Genomic DNA, 13,020 nt, shown 5'->3' with positions numbered 1-13,020 from the left:
ACCTGTCCACAACCCGCGAGTAGTCCACAGCCCCGGAGCTCACCCCACCTCCCCACCCGCCCCGCTCCGTAACGTCGCTCGCATGCTCCCCCGCTCCCACCCGGACACCCTTCCGCACGAACGCCTGGCCGCCCTGGCGGACAAGGTGAGAGCCGACCCGACCCTGGTCTTCACGAAGTCGGAGGACTCGGACGAACACGGCCCGCCCCGCCGCCGCTTCCACCTGCCCCGCATCCCGCGCCGCGGCTTGCTGGCCCTCGGTGTGGCGGTGGCGTGCACAGTCATCGGCCTGGGCAGCTGGTGGCAGAGCCCCGCTGCCGAACAGGCCCCGGACCTGGCCCTGGTGAGCACCTCCGCGCCGGCCCCGGAACTGGTCGTCAACGTGATCGGCGAGGTTGCCACCCCGGGCCTCGTGACGGTGACGAGCGGCGCCAGGGTGGCCGACGCCCTCCGACTGGCAGGCGGCATCAAGCCGGGCACCGACCTCCACACCCTGAACCTGGCCCGCAAGCTCTCCGACGGCGAACAGATCGCGGTGGGCATCCCGCCTCCGCCTCCGGCACCGGCCGGTGGCGCCCAGTCGAAGCTGAACCTGAACTCCGCGACGGCCACTGAACTGGACACCCTGCCCGGCGTGGGCCCGGTGACGGCTCAACGCATCGTCGACCACCGAACCCGCAAGGGCCCGTTCGCCTCCGTGGACCAACTCCGCGAAGTGGAGGGCATCGGAGACTCGAAGCTGGCCAAGCTCGCCGAACTGGTCCACACATGAGCCTCATCCGCGCGGCCTTGGCGTTCTACCACCGCAGCAAAGCCCAGTTCCACCACCTGACGCGCCCCAACCTCCTGCGAGCCGACCACAACCACCTCCCACAAGCCCTGAACCCCGCGCTTCCCTTCCACCACACCGGCTCTACCGCTTCGTCGCGCACCCCGCCCAGCCGTCGGTCCCGCCCGCTGACCACCGCCGTGCGCCACCTCCTGGCGGCCGCTTTCCCACCGCCATCACCCAGCCCGGCACCGCCAGATCCGGTTTCATCTGCACCGGTGCCGCCCAACCCGGCTCCAGCGAGTTCCGCGCTGCCGAGCCTGGCCCAGCCCAGCCCCATGCCGTCCGACTCGGTGCCGCCGAGTTCGAACCCAGCCGCACCCGCGCCGGCGAGCTTGGTGCAGCCCAGCTCGGTCCCGCCGAGCCCCGTGCCGCCGAGCCCGATCTCACCCAACCCGGCCCCAGCCGCACCGACGCCACCCGTCCCCGAAAAGCGCGCCTGCCGGTTGTGCGCGGCAACCATCCACCCGTAGATCGGAGTCAGCCATGCCGTCCGTCCGCATCACCTGCCCGCTCCACGTCGAGCCGAGGTCGCACGACCACACGAGCCGAAGCGCGCGAATCCAGCCGTACCACGTCCCGCGTGAGGTGCCGGACGTTCCCCTGCCACGCCAAGGCAGTCCAGGCCGCGCCTCCGATCCGCCGAGCGGCCTGGGAAGCACCCCGTGGCCCGCAAGCACCCGGTAGCCCAGGACTACCGCCTGGTCCCCGCCGCGGCGGCGGTGTGGACCACCGCGGTCGCCGGCCTCTTCCTGAGCTGGCAGGCGGCAGTGGCCACCGGCGTGGCGGCAGGCGCCATCGGCCTGGCCGCGTGGCGCAGGGCGTGGTGGAACAGGACCTGCGCGATAGCCCTGATGATCTCGGGCCCGGTGGCAGCGGCCTGGGTCGGCGGCCACGTCCTGCGGGCCGAGTCCCACCCGCTCCGCCTGGCCGCCGACGAAGGCCGCAGCACCACCCTCACCGTCGAGATCGTCACCAGGCCGAAGGGCATCAGGGCCGAGGGCTTCGCAGGCCACCAGGCGGGCGTGGACAACGTCGTGGTCAAAGCAACCGCGGACGGTGCGCAACTGGTGCTGCTGGCTCCGGCAGCCAAGTGGCGAGACCTGGTACCCGGCCAGAAGGTCACGGTCAAAGGCACGCTCGCTCCACCGAGAGGCGGCGACCTGGCATCAGCCCTGCTGAGAGTGAGGGGTCCGCCGACAGACCCGCAACCGCCACCGGTCTGGCAGAGCTGGGCGGACGACCTCCGCGACGGTCTGGCCGAAGCCAGCCGAGTGCTGGACGAGGAGGAGGCCGGGCTCCTGCCGGCGCTCGTCGTGGGCGACACCGAGCAGATGGTGCCGCGCATCGTCGACGAGTTCCGCACCGCCGGTCTGGCCCACCTGCTCGCGGTGAGCGGGGCGAACCTGGCCATCGTGTGCGGCGCGGTCTACCTGCTGACCAGACGGCTCGGGCCGCGCAAGGCCGCCGTCGCGGCGATGGTGGCGCTGGTCGGGTTCGTGATCCTGGCAGGACCGGAGCCGAGCGTCCTCAGGGCCGCGGTCATGGGCGCCGTCACGTTGCTGGGGCTGGTGCTGGGCCGGGAACGCTCGGCGGTGCCGAGCCTGGCGGCAGCGGTGCTCGTCCTGGTGCTCCACGACCCAGCGCTGGGCGGTGAGCCGGGCTTCGCGTTGTCCGTGGTGGCGACAGCGGCGTTGGTGCTCATCGCGCCGAGGTGGGCACAAGCGCTCAAACAGCGTGGCGTGCCGAACGGGCTGGCCGAGGCTGTAGTCGTGCCAATGGCAGCGAGCCTGGCCACGGCTCCGCTGGTGGCAGGGCTGTCCGGACAGGTGAGCCTGGTCTCGGTGCTGGCCAACCTGGCCGCCGGTCCGGTAGTCGCGCCGGCGACGGTGCTGGGAGTGGTCGCAGCGGTCGTGGCGCCGCTCTCGCCTCGTGCGGCCGAACTGGTGACGCACGTGGCCGGTCCCGCGGTGACGTGGCTGATCCAGGTCGGACGCCAGGCGTCGACCGTGCCCGGCGCGGCGGTCGGCTGGCCGGACGGCTGGACCGGAGCGCTCGCGCTGACCGCCGTCACGGTGGTGGTCGTGTTGTTGCTGCGGCTGAAGAAGACTCGGACGTTGGTGGTCGCCGTGCTCGTCGGCGGCTTCGTGGTGCTGGTGCCGATGCGAGTCGTGGCACCGGTCTGGCCACCGGACGGCTGGAAGGTCGTCAGCTGCGACGTGGGCCAAGGTGACGCGCTCGTCCTCGCCACCGACGTCGCGGACACGGCGGTCCTGGTCGACACCGGACCGGATCCCGGCGCGGTCGACCGGTGCCTGAAGACGTTGGGGATCACCAAGATCCCGCTCGTGGTCCTCACCCACCTGCACGCGGACCACGTCGGCGGCCTGGAAGCCGCGCTCACCGGACGTGCGGTGGGAGCGATCGCGGTGGGCCCGCTCAAAGAACCCGAGTGGGCCTGGAGGGAGGTCGGCAGACGAGCCCGCGCCCAGAACGTGCGGGTGGTGGAACCGAAGGCAGGCGAGCGCTTCGCCCTGCCGGGCCTCGACTTGGAGGTGATGGGCCCCAGGCGGCCACCGGTCGCCAAGGCCGAGAACACGACGGTGAACGACTACTCGCTCGTGCTCAAAGCCCACACGAGAGCAGGCCGCGTGCTGCTCACCGGCGACGTCGAACTGGCCGGCCAGGCGGCGTTGCTGGGAGAGCGAGACCTGACCGCGGAAGTGCTCAAAGTGCCGCACCACGGCTCCCGCTACTCGCTGCCCGCGTTCCTCAAGGCCGTGCGGCCCCAGATAGCGCTCGTCAGCGTCGGCACGGGCAACCGCTACGGCCACCCGAGCCCGCACGTCATCGACGTGCTGCGAACGGGAGGCGCCTTGGTGCTGCGCACGGACAGGGACGGAGACCTGGCGGTGCTGCCGGGAAACCGCATCGTACGAAGGAGAAGACATGGTCTGGATCAGGCTGTTCAACGCGCGCTACCCGATCCCCGGCGGCACACCGGGCCTCGCATGGGCACTGTGGCAGATGAACTACGCGGCGACCCCGTGGCCGCACGACGAGCTCAAACCCGATTTCGCCTACTACATCTGCGAAACACTCGAAGACGGCACCCGCGCCGTCACGTACAAGGCGACCACCACCCACGTGCTGCCGCCCACCGAGGCGGATAAGCCGGAAGAGGCGTACGACCTCATGGCCGAGCACGTGTTCGACGACGACCTGCGCATCGCCCCGGACGTCTGGCACGACTACCACTACAACGCCCTGAAGGCGGAAGCCCCGTGGCCGCAACGGATCGCGGCCTGGCGCGCGACAGTGGAGGCGGTCGGACCGCACGTGGTCGACGGCCTGCGGCGCTTCCCGCGCACGGGCTGGCTGAAGACGGACGCGATCGCCTTGTGACCCAGCGTGCCCCACGCGAGATCACGTTGTACCGCAACGGGTACGCATCCCGACACAGCTGCGCGCTTCTTGAGCAGCCCATCTTTTGAACGAGACGTTCATCTACGGCTCCGGAGACGCAGCCGCGTCCCCGGAGCCGGAAGGGAGATGACTACCCCAGCGCCTTGATCACGGCCTCAGCCGACGGCGGCACCGTCGCACGAGGGCCGATCGTGTCGCCGAGCGCGTCGAGGGTCTTGAGGCCGTCGCCGGTGATCAGCAGCACGGTCTCGGCGTCCGGGTCGAGCTGGCCCGACTCGATCAGCTTCTTCGCCGTCGCGACGGTCACGCCGCCGGCGGTCTCGGCGAAGATGCCCTCGGTGCGGGCGAGGAGCTTGATGCCCTCGACGACCTCTTCGTCGGTGACGTCCTCGATGGCGCCGTTGGTGCGGCGCACCGCGTCGAGCACGTACGGGCCGTCGGCCGGGGCGCCGATCGCCAGCGAGCGGGCGATCGTGTCCGGGCGGACCGGGCGGATGACGTCGTGGCCCGCCTTGAAGGCGGCCGAGATCGGGGAGCAGCCGGTGGCCTGCGCGCCGAACACCTTGTAGGGCGTGGCCTCGACGAGGTCGAGCTGGCCGAGCTCGCGGAACGCCTTGTCGACCTTGGTGAGCTGCGAGCCGGACGCGATCGGCACGACGATCTGGTCGGGCAGGCGCCAGCCGAGCTGCTCGGCGACCTCGTAGCCGAGCGTCTTCGAGCCTTCCGCGTAGTACGGGCGGACGTTGACGTTCACGAACGCCCAGTCCTCGTTCTCCGCGGCGAGCTCCTGGGCGAGGCGGTTGACGTCGTCGTAGTTGCCGTCGACGGCAATCAGGGCGCCTTCGTAGACGGCGCTCATGAGGATCTTGGCGCGCTCGAGGTTGGAGGGCACGAGGACGACCGACCGCCAGCCCGCGCGGGCGGCGGCCGCGGCGACGGCGTTCGCCAGGTTGCCGGTCGACGGGCAGGCCAGCACCTTGAAGCCGAGCTCGCGGGCGGCGGCGAGCGCGACGCCGACGACGCGGTCCTTGAACGAGTGGGTGGGGTTGCCGGTGTCGTCCTTGACCCAGATCTTGCGGACGCCCAGTGCCTTGGCGAGGTTGTGCGCCTCGACGAGGCGGGTGCCGCCGGGGTCGGTGTTCGGGTGCTGTTCCACAGTGGACGGAACAGGGAGGAGGCCGCGGTAGCGCCAGATCGACCTGGGGCCGGCTTCGATGTCCTCGCGCCGGATCTTCCCGAAGTCGTAGGCCACTTCCAGCGGCCCGAAACACTCCAGGCAGGCGTACTCGGGAGCGAGAGGGGTTTCGTTGCCGCACTCACGGCACAGCAGCGCGCGGGCGGGGCCGAGGTCGAACTTGGTGCTCGTCGGCACAGAGACAGCAGTCATCGCGAGGTATCTCCTCATCTTTCCCGCGAAATCGAACGGGTCGGAATTGGCACCGTGATCGTCTGCACTCAGATGCGCGCACAGGTGTGCACACAGCGCTGACGCCGGTTGCCGGGGCTTCTTCGGGCCGGTCCCTCTGCCCCTCTGGATGAGCGGTGTTCAGTTGTGGCCACCAAGCTACGGCACCGGTCCGCCGCTGAGCCACCGTCGTCCACGATCCGGGACGTGGAAGGATGCGGAGCGTGAGCGCACCGGAGTCACTGCACCTCGTCGTCGGCGAGGAGGAGCTGCTGGTCGAACGCGCTGTTCGGGCGGCTCTCGAGGCCGCACGCGAGGTCGATCCGAACGCCGACCTGACCCGCGTTCAGGTGACTGATCTCACGCCTCCGGAGCTGGCCGAGCTGGTGAGCCCGTCGCTGTTCGCGGAGGGCCGCGTGATCGTCCTGCAGAACGCGCAGGACATCGGCAAGGAGATCGCCGACACGGTGCTTTCCTACGTGAAGGCGCCCGCGGACGGGATCACGCTCGTCGTCGTGCACACGGGCGGTGGCCGCAGCAAGGCCGCCAAGGACCTGCCCGGGCAGCTGAAGAAGGCCGGTGCCGCGGTCACGGAGTGCGGCAAGGTCACGAAGTCCGCCGAGCGCGAGGCGTTCGTGCGCAACGAGGTGCGGCAGGCGGGCGGCAAGATCGACCCGGAGGCCGTCGCCACGCTCATCGACGCCGTGGGCACGAACCTGCGTGAGCTCGCCGCGGCGGCGTCGCAGCTCGTCTCCGACACCGACGGCAAGGTGACGGTCGAGGAGATCCGCCGCTACCACCAGGGCAAGGCGGAGGTGACCGGCTTCGCCGTCGCGGAGAAGGCCGTCACCGGCGACCGCGCGGGTGCGATGGAGGCGTTGCGGTGGGCGATGCAGCTCGGTGTGCCGCACGTGCTGGTCGCGGACGCGCTGGCGGACGCGGTGCGCACGGTCGCGCGCGTGTCCGCGGTGGGGCGGGCCGACCCGTTCAGCCTGGCCGGTCCGCTCGGCATGCCGCCGTGGAAGATCAAGAAGGCCCAGGCCCAGTCGCGCGGCTGGGACCAGTCGGGTCTCGCCGACGCGATGCAGGTGGTCGCCGGCCTGAACGCCGACGTGAAGGGTGTCGCGGCCGACGCCGACTACGCGCTGGAACGCGCGGTGCTCCGGATCGTCGCCGCGCACGGCCGCCGCTGACCGGAGAAGGTCATCGCGGGATCCCGATCAGGTACTGGGCTCCGGTGAAGCCGGGCTCGACGCCGATCGTCCACGTGAACGACTCGGTGCGGTCGAGGCCGTCGACGATCCGGCGCAGTTCCGCGCGCCCGTACATGCGCAGGAACGACACGACGCTGTCGAAGAACATCATGAACGGCAGCACCGGCACGACGTAGGTGAGCAGCAGGCGCAGCAGGTAGCGCGGCAGGGGATTGCGCTGGAACGGCGCCGCCACCAGCACGGCCAGCGTCAGCAGGAACGGGAAGAACACCGGGTAGACGAACGACCGTTTGGTGTCCACGACGACGATCGGCTGCCGGGTGTCGACGGCGTTCTGCAGCATCCGCGCGGCGAGCGCGGGCGGGAAGTGGTGGAAGGCGCCGTAAATCGTGCGCGTCCCCTCGACCCGGCAGTCCGTGGCGTCGACCGAGGTGGGCACGTGGTCCACCGAGCAGCACGAACCGCGCAGCCGACGCCGGTTCCCGGCCGTCACGCGCTCGAACGCGCGCACGTTCGGCACCAGGTCCGTCAGCGTGACGTGGGTGTGGACGCCTTCCGCGTGCAGCCTGCGCTGGATGAGCGGCACCGGTCCGCCGGAGCCCGCGCACAGGTCGACGATCCGGTGGGCCGCACCCGACCGCAGCGCCCGTGCCAGCGGCCGTGAGTACTCCCGCGCCGCGTCCGTCAGCCGGTAGATCGTGGTGATCGACTCGGTGTGCAGGGTCCGCAGCACGGGCGGGGTGCCTTCGAGGTCGTGGAGTTCGACGAACTGAATGCGCGGCAACGAGTCCATGGGACCTACGCCTACACCAGGAACGCGAAAGGGCTCCACTTCCCGGAGGAAGTGGAGCCCTCTGCGGAAGCTCGAGGCTCCGCGAGCGAGATCAGCCCTCGATCTTGTTCGCGCGCTGGGCCATCGCCGACTTCTTGTTGGCGGCCTGGTTGGCGTGGATGACGCCCTTGGTGGCGGCCTTGTCGAGCTTGCGGGACGCGTCCTGCAGCAGCTCCAGGGCCTTCGCCTTGTCACCGGCCTCGGCAGCCTCGCGGAACTTGCGGATGGCCGTCTTCAGGGACGACTTGACCGCCTTGTTGCGAAGGCGAGCCTTCTCGTTGGTCTTGATCCGCTTGAGCTGGGACTTGATGTTCGCCATGCGACATCACCCTTCTTGTCGAAACCGGGGTTCGTGGCGCGCTTCGTCGGCACCGGCCAAGGACCGGGTCTCCTCCACGGCGGAGAGCCGCGCGTTCACGACGACGAAGGATATCAGGCCAGCTCAGCGGACCGTGAAGGCGGCCTTCTCCGCGCCCACCACGGCCTCGTACCAGCCGCGCGCGATCTCACGCAGCCCGTCGCCGATGGTCAGTGCGAGCTGCGAGAGCCGGAAGACAACCTCTACCTGCTTCGACTGCCCCGCAGTGAGTCCCACGCGCGTGAAGCCCACCCGACGCGCGTCGGGCGTGGGCACGGGGGAGGCCGGCTGGCGCACGTACATCGGCACGATCGTCGTGCCCGCGCCCCCGCCGGTGTTCGCCACCGTGAACTCCACCACCCGTCATGGCGGTCCACGGACACCGTCGTCTCCGAGGTCTGAACGACGTGTACGACACGCCCAGCACGCCGAGACCGGCACGCCCACCTTCGGGTAAAGGAACTCGATGACAGCGTCCCCATACGGGTGAAATGACAACTCAGGTGCTCTTGGAAGTGCTCGTCCCCGCAAATCTTTCCGCCGACTCCCGGATGCCGGCCGCCTCGCGCGGGACGATGACGGCATGACACTGCCTACCCTTCCGGAGGAGACCTTCCGGCGCGTGCTCTGCGTCGTCGCACACCCCGACGACATGGAGTACGGCACGTCCGCGGCCGTCGCCCGCTGGACCGAGCGCGGCATCGAGGTCGGCTACCTCCTGCTCACCCGCGGCGAGGCGGGGATGCCCAACCCGCCGGAGGAGACCGCACGGCTGCGCATCGCTGAGCAGCGGGCCGCCTGCGCCGTGGTCGGCGTGGAACACCTGACCGTTCTCGAACACCCCGATGGCGTCCTCGTCTACGGCCTGGACCTGCGCCGGGACATCTGCCGCGAGATCCGCCGCTTCAAGCCGGACGTCGTGTTCGGCGGCGGTTTCGAGGTCGAGACGCCCTACGGCTTCGACCAGGCCGACCACCGCGCGGCCGGGCTCGCGACCCTCGACGCGCTGCGCGACGCCGGCAACCGCTGGGTGTTCCCCGAGCAGGTCGACGAGGGCCTGGAACCGCACTCGGTGCGCTGGTACATCACTCCCGGGCTGGCCGGGTCCGGCGCGACCCACGGCGTCGACGTGACGGGTGAACCGCTGCGCCGCGGCGTCGCCTCGCTGGAAGCGCACGCCGGGTACCTGGCCGCGCTCCCGGACCACCCCGCCCCCGCCGACTTCATCCCGAAGTTCCTCGCGATGAGCGGCGAGGCCATGGGCGTCGAGCACGCTGTGCTCTTCCGCGCCCACGACCTCCAGGCACCGCCGGAGTTCTAAGCCTGTTCGTCCGGCTCTTCGTCGGTCTTGTTCCCGGGCTTCTTCGGGGGCCGGCCGCGGCGAGGCATCTTCTTCACCTCGCCGGGCAGCCGGCCCGCGTCCGCCAGCGCACGCCGCAGCAGGAACTCGATCTGCGCGTTGGTGCTGCGCAGCTCGTCGTTCGCCCACCTGCTCAACGCGTCGTGCACGGCCGGGTCGAGCCTGAGCAGAACGCTTTTGCGATCCGCCATCAGGTGTAGAGCGACCCGGTGTTCACCACGGGCTGAGTGGAACGGTCACCGCACAGGACGACGAGCAGGTTCGAGACCATCGCCGCCTTGCGCTCCTCGTCGAGCTCGACGACCTCGTGGGCGGCGAGCCGCTCCAGCGCGAGCTCGACCATGCCGACGGCACCCTCGACGATCCGGGTCCGCGCCGCCACGACCGCGCCGGCCTGCTGGCGCTGCAACATGGCGTGGGCGATCTCCGGCGCGTACGCGAGGTGCGTGAGCCGTGACTCGATCACCTTCACGCCCGCGGACTGCACGCGCGCCGCGATCTCGATCGCCAGCGTCTCGGTGATCTCGTCCGCGTTCTCCCGCAGGGACAGACCCGTCTCGGCGTGGTTGTCGTACGGGTAGCTGTTCGCGATGTGCCGCACCGCGGTCTCGGTCTGGATGCCCACGAACCGCACGAAGTCGTCGACCTCGAACCGTGCGCGCGCAGTGTCCTCGACCTGCCACACGACCACAGCGGCGATCTCGATCGGGTTGCCGTCGGCGTCGTTGACCTTGAGGGTCGCCGTCTCGTGGTTGCGGATCCTGACGGAGATCTTCTCCCTGGTGGTGAGCGGGTTCGCCCACCGCAGACCGTCCGTGCGGACTGTGCCGACGTACCGCCCGAGGAACTGCAGCACCCGCACCTCACCCGGCGCGACGGTGAAGAGGCCCTTCCAGATCAGGGCCCCGGCGGCGAAGAGCAGGAGTCCCGCGATCAGCAGGCCCGGCGACGGGTCGCCGCCGTCGGGGTCGACCGCCCTGACGCCCTCGATGATCGTCCACGTGCTCACAGCCAGCACCGCCAAACCCGCGACGAACATCGGCAAACCGGGCAGCTCCCGCGCGTGCTTCTCGCGGACGACAGGCGCCGGCATGTGGACTGTCGTATCGATGGATGCGCTCATCCAGACCCCCTAGCGAAGTAGTAGCTAAGTGATATCACTTTTTTCGCGTTGGCCGCAAGTTACGCTGCGTAGCATGAAGGCGAAGAAGCAGCGCGTGGCCGCGTACGGGGTGTGCATCAACGAAGATGACGAGATCCTGCTGGCGCGCTGGCTTGGCCCGAAGAGCAAACGTTGGATCCTCCCCGGCGGCGGCATCGACCACGGCGAGCACCCGTACGACGGGGTCGTCCGGGAGGTCGAGGAGGAGACCGGCTACCTCGCCGAGGTGGTCCGCCTGCTCGGCATCGACTCCGAGCTCCGCGAGGAGCCCGACCGCGACTACCACGCCCTTCGCATCATGTACGAGGTGCGGATCGTCGGCGGCGAGCTCCGCAACGAGGTGGACGGCACGACCGACCTCGCGCAGTGGTTCCCCCTCGCGGACATCGGAGAGTTGGAGCGCGTGCCGTCACTGGACACCGCCCTGGGCTTGTACCGGAACAGCCCACCCGGCGGAATCTTGCGATAGCTTCCCCTCTGCCGCCGCCGACGACCCAACACCGGAGTTGGCGAATGATCCGATCACTGGCCGCAGTGGGCGCGGCCGCCCTGTTGTCGTCCTTCGTCCACGTGCCTGCCTTCGCTGCCGTCGTCGGCGTGTCGACCGTGTCCTCCCTGCAGGCCGCGCTCGACATCGCACGACCCGGCCAGCGCATCGTGCTCGCCGAGGGCGTGCACCTCGCGGACAAGCCCATCAAGATCACCAAGTCGGGCATCACGGTCGCCGCGCGCACTGCGGGCGGCACGGTGTTCACCCGCGGCGGGTTCGAGCTCGGGGCCGTCCGGGACGTGACGATCGAAGGGTTCGTCTTCGACGGAACCAGCACGCTCACGGTCCCGGTGGAAGCGCAGGCCACGCGCATCACCCGCAACACCTACAACGGGAACAAGGACGGCGCCTCTCTCACGGTGAGCGCCGACGACGTCCAGGTCGACCACAACACGTTCTCGAACCGCAGCAACGAAGGCGTGTACCTGCAGGTGACCGGCCCGGGCAGCGAGATCGCCAAGAGGACCTGGATCCACCACAACTACTTCTACAACCACAGCTTCACCGGCACGAACGGCGGCGAGTCGATCCGGCTCGGCTACAGCCACAAGCAGTCGAAGTCGGCGTACGCGGTCATCGAGCACAACCTGTTCGAGAAGGCGAACGGCGACTCGGAGGCCATCTCCGTGAAGGCCTCGGACAACACGGTCCGCTTCAACACCGTCCGCGACAGCAGGGGCTACATCGTCCTGCGGCACGGCAACCGCACCACGGTCGAGGGCAACCTGCTGTTCGGCAGCGGCATCCGGTTCCACGGGAACGACCACAAGGTGTTCAACAACTACGTGCAGAACACCGGCGACCGGGCGATCGTGTTCGGGAAGGGCTCGGAGGCCGACAGCGGGCCGACCTCCACGTCGCACGACCGGCCGGACCGCGTGACGGTCGCGTTCAACACCTTGGTCGGCACGGGCGCCGTGGTCGACAGCGACACGGGAACCTACGCACCCAAGGACTGCGTGTTCGCGAACAACATCATCCAGGGTTCGTCGTCGAAGCTCATCGACATGATGAGCGGGTCGACCGTGCGGTACGAGGGCAACATCGTGTGGGGCGGCACCGCCGGCATCCCGTCGGGCTACCGCTCCGTCGACCCGAAGCTGGTGCGCGACGCGAACGGTCTGCTGCGCCTTTCGTCCGGAAGCCCGGCGATCGACGCTTCCGCGGGTACGCACTCTTACGTGACGCGTGACTTCGACCCGCAGTCGCGCTCGGGGAAGCCGGATGTCGGCGCCGACGAGTACAGCTCTTCGGCTGTCCGGACGCCGCTCACGAAGTCCGATGTCGGGGTCTCCGCACCCTGACGACCGGGTTTGTCCTGGTGACCGCACGTGTGGCGGTCACCAGGACCCCCCGATTTGGAGATCGAAACACGTCCGTGTAATCTTCTCCATGTCAGAGCGAAGCGGGCCGGAAATACCAACCGGAACGGGCCTGGCCAAAAACCGGAAGACAAAGAGCCTCCAAGAGGCCGATTTGACACCGGAGAGCAAGACCAAATAAGCTTCAAACACAGCCCCGAGAGAGAAACTCCGGAAACGGAGTGAGGATCCGGTGAGCGCGTGTTCTTTGAGAACTCAACAGCGTGCCGATAACACAGCCAGTAATATGAATATCTCTCGTCAGAGATATTCCTTTGAGAGTAATACCAGATTGCCAGACATATTCCGTCTGGAGCGATCAAACACAATCCTTATTGGAGAGTTTGATCCTGGCTCAGGACGAACGCTGGCGGCGTGCTTAACACATGCAAGTCGAGCGGTAAGGCCCTTCGGGGTACACGAGCGGCGAACGGGTGAGTAACACGTGGGTAACCTGCCCTGTACTCTGGGATAAGCCTTGGAAACGAGGTCTAATACCGGATACGACCTGGGATCGCATGAT

Annotated in this window: 14 protein-coding genes, 1 rRNA gene and 1 riboswitch; of the genes, 8 read left to right on the top strand and 7 right to left on the bottom strand. The window is 69.1% G+C overall.

Annotated features, from left to right (window positions below; genetic code table 11):
• Positions 1–82 precede the first annotated feature (82 nt).
• Positions 83–772, top strand: a complete 690-nt coding sequence (locus tag BLQ91_RS24075; protein WP_090100081.1) for a ComEA family DNA-binding protein — start codon at positions 83–85, stop codon at positions 770–772.
• Positions 773–797: 25 nt separating this feature from the next.
• Here BLQ91_RS24075 and BLQ91_RS24070 read toward each other — a convergent pair whose 3' ends face one another.
• A complete protein-coding gene (locus tag BLQ91_RS24070; RefSeq protein ID WP_143022787.1) occupies positions 798–1,223 on the bottom strand; it encodes a hypothetical protein in 426 nt (141 codons plus the stop codon).
• A 271-nt stretch (positions 1,224–1,494) separates the two neighbouring features.
• Here BLQ91_RS24070 and BLQ91_RS24065 point away from each other — a divergent pair, with 271 nt between their 5' ends.
• Positions 1,495–4,002: a DNA internalization-related competence protein ComEC/Rec2 gene (locus BLQ91_RS24065; protein ID WP_090100077.1), complete on the top strand. Its 2,508-nt coding sequence runs from the start codon at positions 1,495–1,497 to the stop codon at positions 4,000–4,002.
• Positions 3,977–4,234 (top strand): hypothetical protein, encoded by a 258-nt coding sequence (locus BLQ91_RS41585; protein ID WP_090100075.1) that lies wholly within the window; start codon positions 3,977–3,979, stop codon positions 4,232–4,234. Before BLQ91_RS24065 ends, BLQ91_RS41585 begins: the two co-directional genes overlap by 26 nt.
• A 151-nt stretch (positions 4,235–4,385) precedes the next feature.
• Here BLQ91_RS41585 and thrC read toward each other — a convergent pair whose 3' ends face one another.
• Positions 4,386–5,642, bottom strand: a complete 1,257-nt coding sequence (gene thrC, locus BLQ91_RS24055) for a threonine synthase (protein ID WP_090100073.1) — start codon at positions 5,640–5,642, stop codon at positions 4,386–4,388.
• A gap of 11 nt (positions 5,643–5,653) precedes the next feature.
• Positions 5,654–5,797, bottom strand: a riboswitch (SAM riboswitch).
• 78 nt (positions 5,798–5,875) lie between these two features.
• Between thrC and holA the strand changes: the two genes are divergently transcribed.
• Positions 5,876–6,853 (top strand): DNA polymerase III subunit delta, encoded by a 978-nt coding sequence (gene holA / locus BLQ91_RS24050; protein ID WP_090100071.1) that lies wholly within the window; start codon positions 5,876–5,878, stop codon positions 6,851–6,853.
• Between the two features lie 10 nt (positions 6,854–6,863).
• On the opposite strand, the gene BLQ91_RS24045 is transcribed toward holA, so the two are convergent.
• The 3 genes from BLQ91_RS24045 to BLQ91_RS24035 form a co-directional block, all read right to left on the bottom strand.
• Positions 6,864–7,658, bottom strand: coding sequence for a hypothetical protein (locus BLQ91_RS24045; RefSeq protein ID WP_143022786.1), 795 nt, complete (start codon positions 7,656–7,658; stop codon positions 6,864–6,866).
• Positions 7,659–7,758: 100 nt separating this feature from the next.
• Positions 7,759–8,025, bottom strand: coding sequence for a 30S ribosomal protein S20 (gene rpsT / locus BLQ91_RS24040; RefSeq protein ID WP_090100067.1), 267 nt, complete (start codon positions 8,023–8,025; stop codon positions 7,759–7,761).
• Between the two features lie 123 nt (positions 8,026–8,148).
• Positions 8,149–8,421: a fibronectin type III-like domain-contianing protein gene (locus BLQ91_RS24035; protein WP_143022785.1), complete on the bottom strand. Its 273-nt coding sequence runs from the start codon at positions 8,419–8,421 to the stop codon at positions 8,149–8,151.
• Between the two features lie 226 nt (positions 8,422–8,647).
• On the opposite strand from BLQ91_RS24035, the gene BLQ91_RS24030 reads away from it, so the two are divergent.
• On the top strand, positions 8,648–9,385 hold the full coding sequence (locus BLQ91_RS24030; RefSeq protein WP_090100062.1) for a PIG-L deacetylase family protein: 738 nt from the start codon (positions 8,648–8,650) through the stop codon (positions 9,383–9,385).
• On the opposite strand, the gene BLQ91_RS24025 is transcribed toward BLQ91_RS24030, so the two are convergent.
• Together BLQ91_RS24025 and BLQ91_RS24020 are read right to left on the bottom strand one after the other, a co-directional pair.
• On the bottom strand, positions 9,382–9,615 hold the full coding sequence (locus tag BLQ91_RS24025) for a type II toxin-antitoxin system antitoxin (RefSeq protein WP_090100059.1): 234 nt from the start codon (positions 9,613–9,615) through the stop codon (positions 9,382–9,384). The two genes, BLQ91_RS24030 and BLQ91_RS24025, sit on opposite strands and share 4 nt — an antisense overlap.
• Positions 9,615–10,517 (bottom strand): SPFH domain-containing protein, encoded by a 903-nt coding sequence (locus tag BLQ91_RS24020; protein ID WP_218130390.1) that lies wholly within the window; start codon positions 10,515–10,517, stop codon positions 9,615–9,617. The genes BLQ91_RS24025 and BLQ91_RS24020 overlap by 1 nt, the downstream gene beginning before the upstream one ends.
• Positions 10,518–10,620: 103 nt before the next feature.
• On the opposite strand from BLQ91_RS24020, the gene BLQ91_RS24015 reads away from it, so the two are divergent.
• From BLQ91_RS24015 to BLQ91_RS24005, 3 genes are all read left to right on the top strand, one after another.
• The gene (locus tag BLQ91_RS24015; protein ID WP_090100056.1) at positions 10,621–11,055 is read left to right on the top strand and encodes an NUDIX hydrolase; all 435 of its coding nucleotides are present in this window, start codon (positions 10,621–10,623) and stop codon (positions 11,053–11,055) included.
• Between the two features lie 44 nt (positions 11,056–11,099).
• A complete protein-coding gene (locus BLQ91_RS24010; RefSeq protein ID WP_090100054.1) occupies positions 11,100–12,440 on the top strand; it encodes a polysaccharide lyase 6 family protein in 1,341 nt (446 codons plus the stop codon).
• A 389-nt stretch (positions 12,441–12,829) separates the two neighbouring features.
• Positions 12,830–13,020: ribosomal RNA gene (locus tag BLQ91_RS24005) — 16S ribosomal RNA — on the top strand; the annotation flags it as partial.

Source organism: Lentzea jiangxiensis, from assembly GCF_900104175.1.
Lineage (GTDB): Bacteria > Actinomycetota > Actinomycetes > Mycobacteriales > Pseudonocardiaceae > Lentzea > Lentzea jiangxiensis.
This window is presented reverse-complemented; position numbering and strand designations above follow the sequence as displayed.